13 protein-coding genes are annotated in these 13749 nt (G+C 68.7%); 11 read left to right on the top strand and 2 right to left on the bottom strand.

Going from position 1 to position 13749, the window contains the following annotated elements:
* Positions 1–148: 148 nt before the first annotated feature.
* The 10 genes from DZC73_RS16265 to DZC73_RS16310 all read left to right on the top strand — a co-directional run bounded on the left by DZC73_RS16265 (position 149) and on the right by DZC73_RS16310 (position 10442).
* The gene (locus DZC73_RS16265) at positions 149–475 is read left to right on the top strand and encodes a hypothetical protein (RefSeq protein ID WP_124541396.1); all 327 of its coding nucleotides are present in this window, start codon (positions 149–151) and stop codon (positions 473–475) included.
* Between the two features lie 105 nt (positions 476–580).
* Positions 581–967 (top strand): hypothetical protein, encoded by a 387-nt coding sequence (locus DZC73_RS16270; protein ID WP_124541397.1) that lies wholly within the window; start codon positions 581–583, stop codon positions 965–967.
* Positions 968–975: 8 nt separating this feature from the next.
* Positions 976–3123: a peptidase domain-containing ABC transporter gene (locus tag DZC73_RS16275; protein ID WP_124541398.1), complete on the top strand. Its 2148-nt coding sequence runs from the start codon at positions 976–978 to the stop codon at positions 3121–3123.
* Positions 3124–3133: 10 nt separating this feature from the next.
* Entirely contained in the window at positions 3134–4801 is a 1668-nt protein-coding gene (locus DZC73_RS16280; protein ID WP_124541399.1) for a hypothetical protein, read from the top strand.
* Positions 4798–5295 carry a toxin-activating lysine-acyltransferase gene (locus tag DZC73_RS16285; RefSeq protein WP_124541400.1) on the top strand — a complete coding sequence of 166 codons (498 nt, stop codon included), beginning with the start codon at positions 4798–4800 and terminating at the stop codon, positions 5293–5295. The genes DZC73_RS16280 and DZC73_RS16285 overlap by 4 nt, the downstream gene beginning before the upstream one ends.
* Complete coding sequence (locus DZC73_RS16290) at positions 5292–6179, top strand: ChbG/HpnK family deacetylase (RefSeq protein ID WP_124541401.1); 888 nt, start codon at positions 5292–5294, stop codon at positions 6177–6179. Before DZC73_RS16285 ends, DZC73_RS16290 begins: the two co-directional genes overlap by 4 nt.
* A gap of 107 nt (positions 6180–6286) precedes the next feature.
* Positions 6287–7099 (top strand): IclR family transcriptional regulator, encoded by an 813-nt coding sequence (locus DZC73_RS16295; protein ID WP_161974614.1) that lies wholly within the window; start codon positions 6287–6289, stop codon positions 7097–7099.
* Between the two features lie 92 nt (positions 7100–7191).
* Complete coding sequence (locus tag DZC73_RS16300; RefSeq protein WP_124541403.1) at positions 7192–8244, top strand: NHL repeat-containing protein; 1053 nt, start codon at positions 7192–7194, stop codon at positions 8242–8244.
* Between the two features lie 69 nt (positions 8245–8313).
* Positions 8314–8772 (top strand): thioredoxin family protein, encoded by a 459-nt coding sequence (locus DZC73_RS16305; protein ID WP_124541404.1) that lies wholly within the window; start codon positions 8314–8316, stop codon positions 8770–8772.
* A gap of 26 nt (positions 8773–8798) precedes the next feature.
* Entirely contained in the window at positions 8799–10442 is a 1644-nt protein-coding gene (locus tag DZC73_RS16310) for a GMC family oxidoreductase (RefSeq protein ID WP_124541405.1), read from the top strand.
* Here the strand turns inward: DZC73_RS16310 and DZC73_RS16315 are convergent.
* Both DZC73_RS16315 and DZC73_RS16320 read right to left on the bottom strand, forming a co-directional pair.
* Positions 10415–11416, bottom strand: a complete 1002-nt coding sequence (locus DZC73_RS16315; RefSeq protein WP_124541406.1) for a tRNA dihydrouridine synthase — start codon at positions 11414–11416, stop codon at positions 10415–10417. The genes DZC73_RS16310 and DZC73_RS16315 overlap by 28 nt on opposite strands.
* Positions 11417–11453: 37 nt before the next feature.
* On the bottom strand, positions 11454–11750 hold the full coding sequence (locus DZC73_RS16320) for a hypothetical protein (protein ID WP_124541407.1): 297 nt from the start codon (positions 11748–11750) through the stop codon (positions 11454–11456).
* 193 nt (positions 11751–11943) lie between these two features.
* Here DZC73_RS16320 and DZC73_RS16325 point away from each other — a divergent pair, with 193 nt between their 5' ends.
* The gene (locus DZC73_RS16325) at positions 11944–13749 is read left to right on the top strand and encodes an acyl-CoA dehydrogenase (RefSeq protein ID WP_124541408.1); all 1806 of its coding nucleotides are present in this window, start codon (positions 11944–11946) and stop codon (positions 13747–13749) included.

Consider the following 13749-nt stretch of genomic DNA (forward strand, 5'->3'; position numbering starts at 1 on the left):
GACATCACACAGGTTTTGCCGGAACCGGGCGGCCCGCGAGGCCCGGAACGCACGGTCCGGCACATGGCGAGGGGCGGAAGACGTTTCTTCCCTCGAAATTTCACTGCCCCACAAGGGCGGCAACTCAACCAAGCAAGGAAGGCAACACATGAGAATCCTGTCCAACATGGAACTTCAGGCGGTGGGCGGCGGCGACGACGAACTCCAGACCGTCACCATCACCGGCCTGCGCATGGACCCGGGCATGACCCCGGCCCAGATCTTTGCCTACAACCAGGCGGCCAACAACCAGGCATCGGCCACGCTGGGCATCGGCGGCGCAGCCATCATGGTCGGCGCAGCCGTGCTCACCGCACTGGCCACGCCGGAAATCCTCGCCGGCGCCATCGTCGTCAGCGTGGCCACCGGCACGGTGATGCTGCTGGGCGCAGCGGCCATCCGCTTCCAGGGCGCCTTCGGCGGCCCCGGCGGCTGATCGCCCTGAAGCCGCTTCACTGACCTGAAGCGGCGGTGCAGGCGCTCGACGCGCGAATCGCCTGCACCGCCCGCCCAGCCGTCCCACACACGCCACGCCATCGCCATGTCCAACGACCTCATCCTCAAGACATTCCCTGCGCCCGTGCTCATCACGGGCGGCGCCCGCTACGGCACGCTGCTGCGCGCGCTGCCCTGGGGTGCGTTCGCCGCAGGGGCGCTGCTGTCCTGGCCGCTCTTTTCGCACAGCCTCGCCCGCGCCGGTTCGGCCGATGCCTTCGTGGCCATGCTGCTGATGTCGGCCGCCGCGCTCAGCCTGGTCGTCACGCTCGCCGCGGTCAGCTACTTCATGTTCACGAGCACGCTCTCGGCCGACGACATGAAGGCCCGCAGCGGCGATGCCACGGTCTCGTGGAACACCTTCTACCTCTTCGAAGCGCTGGTGTGCAGTGCTTCGGCGTACATCCTCTACATCCGCCAGTTCGCCGGCTGACACCACCCATGTCTGCGCTCTCGCGTCTCGAATGGGGCGGCAAGCGGCTGCCCTTCGTCTTCCAGGCCGAAGCCGCCGAATGCGGCCTGGCCTGCCTGGCCATGGTGGCCGGCTACCACGGCCACCGCACCGACCTGGGCCACCTGCGAGCGCGCTTCTCGGTGTCGCTGCGCGGCGTGAACCTGCAGCACATGGTGGACATGGCCGACGCGCTCAGCCTCGCGTCGCGCCCCGTGCGGCTGGACATCGAGGAGATGCCCGAGCTGAAGACGCCGTGCATCCTGCACTGGGACCTCAATCACTTCGTGGTGCTGCACAAGGCCGATGCGCGCGGCATCGTCATCCACGACCCCGCCATCGGCGTGCGGCGCCTGGCCTATGCCGAGGTCAGCAAGCATTTCACCGGCGTGGCGCTGGAGCTCACGCCCAACGATTCCTTCGAGGCCGTGGACAGCCGCCGCAAGGTGACCTTGCGTGGCCTGATGGGCAAGACCGAAGGCCTGGGCCGCGCGCTGTCGCTGGTGCTGGTCATGGCCCTGGCGCTGGAGGCCTTCGCGCTGCTCGCGCCGATGTTCAACCAGTGGGTGGTCGATGAAGCGCTGGTGTCCAGCGACCGAGGCCTGCTGAACCTGCTGGTGATCGGCTTCGCGCTGATGCTGGTCGCGCAGACCGCGATCTCGCTGGCGCGCGGCTGGACGGTGATGTACCTGTCCACCCACGTGAACCTGCAATGGGCGGCGAACGTCTTCAGCCACCTGCTGCGCCTGCCGGTGGCCTGGTTCGAGCGGCGCCACCTGGGCGACGTGGTGTCGCGCTTCGGCTCCATCGCGTCCATCCAGCGCACGCTCACCACCGGCTTCGTCGAGGGCATCCTCGACGGGCTGATGGCGCTGGCCACCGGCGCGATGATGCTGCTGTACAGCCCGGCGCTGAGCCTGGTGGTGTTCGCGTCGGTGGTCCTCTATGCCTTGCTGCGCATGGTCTCGTACCGGCCGCTGCGCGAGGCCAACGTCGAGAGCCTCGTGCTGTCGGCGACGGCGCAAAGCTGCTTCCTTGAAACCCTGCGCGGCGTTCAGGCCATCAAGCTCTTCGGCCGCGAGCTGGAGCGGCGCACCCGCTGGCTCAACCTCACGGTCGATTCCGTCAACCGCGACGTGCGCACGCAGAAGTTCATGCTGTGGTTCGGCATCGCCAACACCCTGGTCTTCGGCCTGGAAAAACTGCTGGTCTTCTGGTTCGGCGCCCACATGGTGATGGATGGCAGCTTCACCGTGGGCATGCTGTTCGCCTTCGCCTCCTACCAGGGCCAGTTCACCGCGCGGCTGGGCTCGCTCATCGACAAGGGCATGGAGCTGCGCATGCTGTCGCTGCACGGCGAACGCCTGGCCGACATCGTGCTCGAGCCGCCCGAGCAGGATGAAGCGCGCGTCAGCCGCGGCGCCGAACTCACGCCGCGCATCGAACTGGTCGACGTGGGCTTTCGCTACTCCGAGATGCAGCCCTGGGTGCTGCGCCACCTGAACCTCGCGGTCGAGCCCGGCGAGTCGCTCGCGCTCGTCGGTGCATCCGGCTGCGGCAAGACCACGCTGGTCAAGCTCGTCCTCGGCCTGCTGCCGCCCACCGAAGGCGAGATCAGGTACGGCGGCGTTCCCATCGACCAGCTCGGCCAGCGCGCCTACCGCGAGTTGCTGGCAGTGGTGATGCAGGACGACCACCTGCTGTCGGGCTCGCTCGCCGACAACATCGCCTTCTTCGACCCCAAGCCAGACGCCACGCGCATCGAGATGTGCGCCCGCATGGCCGCGGTGCACGACGACATCGCCGCCATGCCCATGGCCTACCACACGCTCACCGGCGACATGGGCACCACGCTGTCGGGCGGGCAGAAGCAGCGCGTGCTGCTGGCCCGTGCGCTGTACAAGTCGCCGAAGGTGCTGGTGCTCGACGAAGCCACCAGCCACCTGGACGTGGAGCGCGAGCGCCTGGTCAACGACTCCATCCGCAGCCTGCAGGTCACGCGCATCTGCGTGGCGCACCGGCCCGAGACCATCGCCATGGCCGACCGCGTGGTGGTGATGGCCGGCGGCTGCATCGTGCAGGACCTGCGGCAGGTGCGCTCCGAGCCACCCGCGGCCCGTGAACTCGAAGTCGCCTGAGGACCACGCCATGCTCGACACCCTGCCCGCCAGTTCCTTCGTCCCTTTCGCCGCGCGCCGCGTCGCCGGCGCCCGGGTGCTGTGGCACTCCGGCACGCTGTCGCCGCAGGCGCTGCTGGAACGCCATGCCTTTGCCATCGGCAACGACGCCGATGCCACGGGCGACATCGGCACCTTCCTCGCCGAACGCTACGGCGGCGCGGGCCTGGTCAACAACGGCGGCGGCGTGCGTTGCGGCCTGCGCGACGGCTACCAGGTCAAGGGCATCGGCCGCAATCCGCTCAGCGGCCGTGACGCCAGCTTCTGGTATTCGCATGGTGCGGCCGCGCTGGAGGAAGCGGTGCGCGAAGCCATCTGGGGAGAGGTGTGCGCTGCGGTGCTGCCCCACGGCGGCGTGCGCGTGCATGGCGTGATCGCCACCGGCCGCGAGGTGCCGTACGACGCAGGCGGCGGTGCCATGCGCACGCTGCCCGGCGCGCTGATCGTGCGCGATGCGGTGCTGCGGCCGGGCCACTACATGCGTGCCGTCTACTACCAGCCGAACGAGGACGTGGCTCGGGAGCATCCATCTGACGCCATGCGCACGCGGCTGGCCATCCTGCAGCTGGGCACCGGCCTCGCGTCGGCGCTGGGCTGGCCCGTGCAGTCCTGCGCCGATGTGGCGGGGATCAATCGCGCATTGCTGGAAGTCGCCGAGCGCCTCGCGACCCAACTGGCGGCGTGCCGCGCACGCAAGATCGTGCATGGCGCCCTCACCTGCTCCAACGTGGCCCTGGATGGGCGGCTGCTGGACTACGGCACCATCACGGCCGTCTCCGACTACGGCCGCGTGATCGTCGCCCGCGGCTTTCCGGACATGCTGTCGGACCACGCGGGGTTTGTCACCACGCTGCGAAATCTCGCGTTCTACGTCCACAAGTACCTGCCCGGCGCGAGCCGCCAGGGACTGGTTCAACCGGAAGAACTGGTGCACCGCTACCTGGCCCGGCTCAACGACCGGGCTTGCATGGAGTTCCTCAAGCTCACCGGCGTGACGCAGCAGCGGCTGGAACAGGTCCCCGAGGCGACGAGGCTTCAGGTCTACGCCTGCATCAACGACATCGTGGCCGCAGGCAACGGCGAGCCGTTCAAGCTGCGCGACATGCCGGCACGGATGGGCCGCTACCACCTCAACACGATTCTTCGCGAAGCCGCGCTGAGCGGCGAGGCCGACATGGATGCCCGCCTCGCCCCCAGCCTGCCCGACGCAGCGCTGCGCCAGCGGCTCGTGCAAAGCCTGCTGCAGCTGCGGCAGGAAGCGCCGCTGCCGCAGGACGAGACCCAGCGCCGGCATGCCCAGGCCTTCACCGCGCTCAATGCCTGCCGCCTCAACAGCAACATGCCGCGCCTGTACCGCGCAGCACTGATGCAGCACATCGAGCAGTGCCTGGCCGCGGATGACCCGGTGCCCGTCATCGACGCTGCGATTCGCTCGCTGCGCGACGAGGCACATGCCCTGCTGGCCGATCCGGTCGACGGCGCCTTCACCCTGCTGGCCCGGCACGGCAAGCCGGTGCAGGTCCACGAGCAGCAGGGACCGCTGGTCGACGGCAGCCCCATGCCCTGGTCCAACCTGTTCGGCGAGATGGAAGCACCGGCCCTGTCCCACGAAGACGCCCAACGGATTCCCCAGCCATGATCACCAGCCATCTCGAAGTGCGCGGCGAACCGGCCGACGACGAGCGCCGCAACTGCACGCTGCTGGGCCTGGTCAGCGGACTGATGTCGGAAGCCCCCAGCCACAGCCACCTGCCATGGGCCCACGTGAGCACCGTGCTCATTCCTGCCATCTCGCACCGGCAGGTCAAGGTCTACTTCAATGAGGACGGCGACCCGGTGGGCTACGTGGTGTGGGCACACCTGGCCGACGACGTCGAGCGCCGCGCGATGCAGACCGGCCAGTTCAGCCTGCACGAGAGCGAGTGGAACGAAGGCAACACGCTGTGGGTGCTGGACCTGCTCGCCCTGCCCGGCCATCTCAAGTACATGCTGCGCGACATGCGCGACTCGCTGTTCGCCTCCGACGAGGCGGTGCGCTACCTGCGCATCAAGCACAACCGCCGCATGGCCAAGGAGATCGGGCGGGAGGAGCGCTTCGGCTTCTTCGCGGCCGGCCGCCGGCAGGTGGCATGAGCCGGCAGACGTTCCTTCGCCGTCTTGGGCTCGCCGCGGGCGAGCGTGCGGTGGTCCTGCATGCGGATGACATCGGCCTGGGCGAAGCCAGCGTCAGGGCCTACGCGCAGATCCACCAGGCCGGCCTGCTGGGCAGCGCCTCGGTGATGGTGCCATCAGGCTGGTTCCCCGCCGTGGCAGACCTCGCCCGCTCGGGCGTGCACGACCTCGGCGTGCACCTGACCCTCAACAGCGAATGGCCGAACTACCGCATGGCGCCGTTGCTGGGGCCTGCCGCCGCGAGCCTGGCCGATGCGCAGGGATGGTTCCACCCGCTGGCCGTCCACACGCATCGACACGCATCGGCAGACGAAGCATTCGCCGAACTGAGTGCCCAGGTGCGGCGAGCCCGCACGGCGGGCCTGGCGCCCACCCACATCGACAGCCACATGCTCACGCTGCTGCACCCGACGCTGTTCGAGGTGTACGTGCGGCTGTCGCGGCAGGAGCGCCTGCCCGCCACGCTGATCCGCATGGATGCCGATCAGCTGGAGCGCCTGTGCCGCATTCCCCGGTCCGATGCGGTGCAGTTGCACGAACGGCTGCAGGCGGTCGACGAGGAAGGCCTGGTGGCCTTCGACACCTTCGCCGAGCTGCCGCTGGATGCCCACGACCGCCGCCTGGACGCTGCACACCGCATCCTCGATGGCCTGCCCGAGGGGCTCGCCATGTTCATCTGCCACCCCGCCTGCGACGGTGTGGAGCTGCGCGCGATGACCACCGACTGGGCCGCCCGCGCCGCCGACCACCGGCTGTACCTCGACGACGGCTGGCGACGAGCGATCGAGTCCTCGGGCATCCGCACCCTGAACATGCGGCAGGTGCGGGACGCGATGTTCCCTTGAGCTCGGGGCGGATGCAGGCGCCGCGCTTGTCGGCGATTCCGCATTGGTCTACAGTGTATGCAAAACGGAATCATGTTCCGTTATTCAGAACACCAGAGCAGGCCGCCATGACCAGGACCATTGCCCCCTCCGTGCTTCCGGAAACCCCCGAGCAGCGCGACGACCCGGAATTCATCACCTCGGTGGCGCGGGCCTTCGCGGTGCTGCGCTGCTACCGCCGAGGCGAACGCGCGCTGGGCAACAAGGATCTGTCGTACCGCACCGGCCTGCCCCGCTCCACCGTCGCCCGGCTCACGCACACGCTGACCTCGCTGGGCTACCTCGAATACCTGCCCGACTCGGAAAAGTACGGCCTGGGCATCGGCGTCGTCGGCTTCGGCCAGACCTACCTCGGCGCGCTCGACCTGCGCGAGGTGGCGCGCCCGCTGCTGCGGGACCTCGCCCACGAGGTGCAAGCCACCGTCGCCATGGCGGCGCGTTCGGGCGACGACATGATGCTGCTCGAAGTCGCCCACGGAAACCCGACCTTCGCGCTGGGCGTGTCGGTCGGTGAGCGGGTACCACGCGGTACCTCGGCCTTGGGCCGGGCCTGCGCCGCCGGCCTGTCGGTGCAGGCGCGCGAAAAGCGGCTCGATGAATTCCGGCAGGCCTTCCGGCCGCGGGACTGGCCCGACGTGCTCCGCGGTTTTCGCGAGGCCTTCGCCGACTTCGAGACCTATGGCTTCTGCTTCTCGCTGGGCGACTGGAACAAGGAGGTGTGGGGCGTGAGCGTGCCGCTGGATTGCGGCGAACCGCACCGCATGATGGCCTTGAGCTGCAGCATGCCGGCGCGCTCGGTGACGCGCGAGCAACTCATCATGCAGATCGGCCCCAGGCTGAAGCTCACGCGCGATCGCATCCTCCAGGGCATGGGAGTCTGAACCCAAGCATTTGGCCTGCGCAGTCATTCACGCCGTGCGGCTGCCGCGCGACGCTTGCGGTCCTTTTCCAACCGACCCAAGGACCGACGCCCATGCCACGTAACGCCCTGCGCGCCGTTGTTGCCGCGCTCTTGCTGCCTTTGCTGTCCGGCTGCATCGACAAGGAAAAACTCACCGCCGTTCCCGATGCGGAGAACCAGATCTTCACCCCCGACGGCCGACTGATCGTCACCGGCGGCGACGGTGTCTACGAGATCAAGCGCAACGGCACCGGCTACGTCGCCGAGCGCATCGCCAGCGACGTGACCGGGTGCAACCACACCGGACTCGCGCAGATCGGCGCCTGGCTGTTCAGCCCCTGCCAGGCGCGGCCCAACGGCCTGCTGGGTGCGCCCGACAATCACCTGCTCGCCGCCAAGGTCATCGCCGGGCAGCCGCTTCACTTCGTGGAGGTGGACCGCTCCTCGCCGGACCCGATGGACCAGCTGTCCCTTCCCAACGGCCTGGCCGTGTCGCCCAACGGCAAGCTGCTGCTGGCGGACTTCAACCTGCTCGCCACTGCCGGCCTGGCACGACTCACGGTGGACCTGAGCGGCACGAAGCCGCGGGTGACGAGCTTCGAGCAGAACTGGGTGACATGGCAGCACGGCGTCTACCACCCCAACGGCGTGCGCGTGCTGGGCAACGAGCTCTTCGTGAGCGAGGTCAACAGCGTCAAGCGCTTCGCCTTCGACGCGAGCGGCAACGTGCCCATCAACCTTCCCGCACCTGGCGGGCGAACGGTGAAGAACGAAGTGCTGGTCTACCAGGGCGTGACGGTCGTGGACGACATCCAGCCCATCTGCGGCGGCGTGGCGGTGGATGATTTCGCAGGCGGCCGGCTCATCTACATGGCGCCCACCGGCCCGGACGGCAACGGGCTGCCCACCTACCGGCAGGGCCTGAGCTCCGGGCTGGCCTCGCTGGAGTCCCCCAGCTCCGTCATGCTGGGCCGCGGCCCGATGTTCACCGGCCGGGACATCCTCGTGACCGAGAAAGGCATCATCGGCGAGTTCACGTCGGGCATCGGCAACAAGATTACCCGTGTGAAGTCCTCGGTGGACCTCAGCACCCCCGCGGGCTGCGCCACGCTGAACGCGAGCTGATTGGCCCTCGCCGGCAGGGGACGCGGCGGCCTTGGATAGAGTCGGGGCTTTCCACTTCGCGCCCCTCTCATGAACCTCCTGCGCAGGATCTTCGCCGCCGTGCTCGTCTCGGGCACGGCGCTTGCGACCGCGGCGCCCAGCCTTCCCTACGACGAGAAGGCCGACGCACGCGCCGATCTGACCCAGGCACTGGCCGCTGCCCAGGCCAAGCACAAGAACGTGCTGGTGGTCTTCGGTGCGAACTGGTGCCCCGACTGTCGCGAACTCGCCACCAAGATGAACAGCGGCCCGCTGGCCACGCACGTCGCCCAGCGCTACGTCGTGGCCAAGGTGGACGTGGCACGCTTCGACAAGAACACCGACATCGCCCAGCAGATGGGCAACCCCATCCGCAAGGGTATTCCCGCCGTGGCCGTGCTGCGTGCGGACGGTACGCTCGTGAAAGCCACGATGGGTGGCGAGCTGGCCAGCGCGCGCCGCATGGGCGACGACGAGGTGCTGAAGGTGTTGGAGGGTCTCGCGAAGTAGGCCCCTTTTCCAAGGAGGTCTGCGTCATGGTCGACTACATCGTCATCGGCGGCGGGTCTGCGGGCAGCGTGCTCGCCGCCCGCCTGAGCGAGGACCCGGATGTGTCCGTGTGCCTGCTGGAAGCGGGCGAGGCGGACAAGAGCGTGCTCATCCACTGCCCGGCGGGCCTCGCCCTGCTGGCCAAGAACGGCATGGCGAACTGGAAGTTCGAGACCGTGCCGCAGCCGGGCCTGAACGGGCGCAGCGGCTACCAGCCCCGCGGCAAGGTACTGGGCGGTTCCAGCTCGGTCAACGCGATGATCTACATGCGCGGCCAGCGCGAGGACTACGACCACTGGGCCGAACTCGGCAACCCCGGCTGGGGCTACGACGAGGTGCTGCCGTACTTCAAGAAGGCCGAGCACAACGAGCGCGGCGCCGATGCCTTCCACGGCACCGGCGGCCCGCTGAACGTGATGGACCTTCGCAGCCCCAACCGCTTCGGGCCCCTCTTCGTCGAAGCGGCGGCGCAGGCGGGCTTCCCCGTCAACCCGGACTTCAACGGGGCCACGCAGGAAGGCGTGGGGATGTACCAGGTCACCCACAAGAACGGCGAGCGCTTCAGCGCGGCCAAGGCCTACCTGCGGCCCAACCTCGCGCGGCCGAACCTGCACGTCATCACCGGCGCGCACACCACGCGCATCGTGCTGCAGGGCAAGCGGGCCACGGGCGTCGAATACATGCACGGCGGCGAGCTCAAGCGCATCGACGCGAACAAGGAGGTGCTGCTGTGCGCCGGCGCCATCCAGTCGCCGCAGATCCTCATGCTGTCAGGCATCGGCCCCAAGGCGCACCTGCAGGCCACCGGCATTCCCACGCTGCATGACCTGCCCGGCGTGGGCCGCAACTTCCATGACCACGTGGACGTGGTGCAGGTGTTCAATGCGCCGCAACTCACCGAGCTCTTCGGCCTGAGCTTCACCGGCATCGTCAACACGGTGCGCGGCATGTCCGAATGGCGCCGCCAGCGCAGCGGACCGCTCACCACCAACTTCGCCGAAGCGGGCGGGTTCATCAAGAGCCAGCCGGGTGAAGCCACGCCCGACCTGCAACTGCACTTCGTCATCGGCAAGCTGGTGGACCATGGCCGCAAGACGGTGTTCGGCCACGGATTTTCCTGCCACGTGTGCCTGCTGCGCCCGCAGGCGCGCGGCAGCGTGAAGCTGGCCAGCAAGGACCCGCTGGCCGCGCCGCTGATCGATCCGAACTTCCTGGGCGACCGCGACGATGCGGACCGGCTCATCCGCGGCTTCAAGCTGATGCGCCAGATCCTCACCCAGCCGGCGCTGGCGAAGTACGGTGCGAAGGAAGCCCCGGGCTCGGCGCGCGCGCAGACGGACATGGAGATCGAGCAGTTCATCCGCGACCGCGCGGACACCATCTACCACCCGGTGGGCAGCTGCCGCATGGGCTCGGGCGAGATGGACGTGGTGGATGCCCGCCTGCGCGTGCACGGCCTGCATGGGCTGCGCGTGGTGGACGCCTCCATCATGCCGCAGGTGATTTCGGGCAACACCAATGCGCCGGTCATCATGATTGCCGAGAAGGCAGCCGACATGATCAAGGCCGACGCGAAGCGCCCGGCCACCTCCGTGCCGCTGGATCAATCGACCGAAGCCGTGACGAGCTGATCCCGGGTGGGCTCGGCGGGCGGCAGCTCGCCGAACAAGTGCCGGCACAGCAGGTCCGCGTCATTGATCGTGCGCACCGTGGCGTAGGCTTCGCCCGCTTCCGGGTAGCGGCGCCTGAGGTAGTTCAGCCACTGCTTGAGCCGCCCCGCACGCGCATGGCGGTCGATCTTGACGCGCACCAGCTCCCAGAACTGGCGGAAGACGGGCAGCATCTCTTCCCAGGTGAGTCCCGCATGCGACGGATGCCGGATGGCCAGTGCCAGGCCCGGGTCGCTCACCATGCCACGGCCGAGCATCAGCGAATCGCAGCCTGAGACCTCCAGGCAGCGCAGTGCCTCGTGCGGCGTCCACACCTCGCCGTTGGCAATCACCGGCACCCTTACCGCGCGGCGGATGTCGTCGATGCGCTCCCAGTACGCCGGCGGCTTGTAGCCATGCAGCTTGGTGCGCGCATGCACCACGATCTCGTCCGCTCCGGCATCGGCCATGGCCTGGGCACACTCGATGGCGCGGCTGTCGCAGCGCACGCCCAGCCGCATCTTGGCCGACACCGGCGTCGGGCGCGGCACCGCACGCCGCGTGGCGCTGATGATGCGCGCAATGGTCTCGGGCTCGTCCAGCAGCGCCGCGCCGCCGCCATGGCGGTTGACCACCTTGGCCGGGCAGCCGAAGTTCAGGTCCACGCCGTGCGGCCCCATGCCGGCCACGCGCGCCGCGTTCTCGGCGATGCACGCCGCATCCGAGCCCATGAGCTGGGGCCGCACCGGCACGCCGGCTGGCGTCAGCCCGCCATGGCGCAGCTCGGGCACGATGCGCAGGAAGACCCGCTCCGGCAGCAGCGTGCCGGTGACGCGGATGAACTCGGACACGCAGCGGTCCACGCCACCCACTCGAGTGAGGATGTCGCGCAGCGTGAAGTCCAGCAGCCCCTCCATCGGGGCGAGCAGGATCAGGCGCGGCGGGGTCGGGGACATCCAGCGATTGTCCCCCGAGCCGGCCGGCGGCCAGCCGTCAGGGTGCTCGGGACGCCATCGGCGAGGCGCCGAGCCGGGCATCGGCCAGGTCGGCATCGGCCTGCATGGCGGCCGCGCCCATCACGAGGGCCGCGTGGTGCACGTCCTTTTGCGCCACGGCGACCGAGATCGCCGAGGTCGGCGGCAGGTTGTCCAGCGACTGCCACTTGGCCGATGGCTGGGTCAGGTGCAAGGCGCACAGCAGCACGGCAGCGAGCCCCGCGCTGGCGACGAATCCCCGGGTGATGCGGCGGTCGCGGTCCTCCCGCACCGGCCGGCGGCGGTTTTGGTTCATGTGTTTTCTCCCCTCTAGGCACGGCCCCGCCCGACTGAAGTCGCCAGGACCTGCAGGGACAGACGGAATGGCGACGCCAAACCGGACACGTCGCGCGCGTGCTTGCGGCCGGATTTGATTTGCACTAGGCTTCTTCTATATTTCGGAATCATATTCCGCTATACGGTTCAAAAAGAAGCATTCAGAGCCATCCATGCCAGACACCCTCATCCGCCGCCGGGACCTGAGCTTTCTGCTCCACGATGTGCTGACCGTCAGCCAGCTCACGCATGCGCCCCGCTACGCCGAGCATTCGCGCGAGACCTTCGATGCCGCCATCGACGCCGCGTACCGCCTCGCCGAAGAGCAGTTCGCCCCGCACAACCGCGCCGGCGACAGCCGCGAACCCGAACTCGTCGACGGCCAGGTGCAGCTCATTGCCCCGGTCGGCCGTGCGCTGAAGGCGTTCGCGGATGCCGGCTTCCTCGCTGCCACCTTCGGCGAGGCCGATGGCGGCATGCAGTTGCCGCGCGTGGTCGCCAACGCGTGCTGGGCCTTGTTCAAGGGCGCGAACGTCGCCACCGACACTTACGCCACGCTGAGCATCGGCGTGGCGAACATGATCGACGCCTTCGGCACGCCGCGGCAGCGCGAACGCCTGCTGCCTGCCCTGCTGAGCGGCCGCTTCTTCGGCACCATGGTGCTGACCGAGCCGCATGCCGGCTCCTCGCTGGCGGAGATCACCAGCAGCGCGGCCCCGACGGGCGACGGGCGCTACCGCATCAAGGGCAACAAGATCTTCATCACCGCGGGCGACCACGAGCTGGGCGAGAACATCATCCACCTCGTGCTCGCCCGGCTGCCCGACGCGCCGGCCGGCGTGAAAGGCATCTCGCTGTTCGTGGTGCCCAAGTTCCGCGAAGACGGCAGCACCAACGACGTGAGCCTGGCCGGGCTCATCCACAAGATGGGCAGCAAGGGCACGACCTCGGCCATGCTGAACTTCGGCGAGCGAGGCGAGTGCATCGGCGAACTGCTGGGCCAGCCGCACCAGGGACTGGCCTGCATGTTCCAGATGATGAACGAGGCGCGCATCAACGTGGGCATCGCCTCGTCGGCGCTGGCCTGTGCCGGCTACCTGCATTCGCTGGCCTATGCCCGCGAACGCATGCAGGGCCGTGAGACGCCGGATCCGCGCTCGCCGCAGGTGGCCATCGTCAAGCATGCGGATGTGCGGCGCATGCTGCTCGCGCAGAAATGCGTGGCCGAGGGCGGGCTGCTGCTGTGCCTGCACGGCGCCCTGCTGTCGGACCTGCATGACGTGGCGCCCTCCGCCGCCGAACGAGACAACGCCCGGCTGATGCTGGACCTGCTCACGCCCGTCATCAAGGCCTGGTGCGCAAAGCACGGCACGCTGGCCAACTCGCTGGCGGTCCAGGTCCACGGCGGCTACGGCTACACCCGCGAATACGCGGTGGAACAGTTCTACCGCGACAACCGGCTGAACTCCATCCACGAGGGAACGGATGGCATCCAGGCCATCGACCTGCTGGGCCGCAAGGTGGGCATGGCCTCAGGCGGCGCAATGCAGGCACTGGGTGCGCAGATGGCCGCCACCATCACCGAAGCGCGGGATGTCGCGCACCTCACAGCCGCACCCGAGCCGACCCGTGCCGCCCACTGGGCCACGCAGCTCGAACAGGCGTGGGTGGCTTTGGAGAGCACCACGCAGACCCTGCTCGCATTGCTGCCTCACGAGCCCCGGCGCGCGCTCGCGCACGCCAGCCTCTACCTCGACACCTTCGGCCACACCGTGGTCGCGTGGATGTGGCTGCGGCAAGCGCTCGCCGCCATCCGCCTGCTCGGCACTGCGCAAGGCGACGACATCCCTTTCCTGCGCGGCAAGCTCGCCGCCGCCCACCACTTCTTCCACGCCGAACTGCCGATGGCGATGGCCGCCCATGCCGTGCTGCGCAGCCTGGACCCCGCGCTCGCCGAACTCGACGACGCCTGGCTTTGA

Origin of the sequence: Rhizobacter terrae, from assembly GCF_003852895.1 — a bacterium.
GTDB lineage: Bacteria > Pseudomonadota > Gammaproteobacteria > Burkholderiales > Burkholderiaceae_C > Albitalea > Albitalea terrae.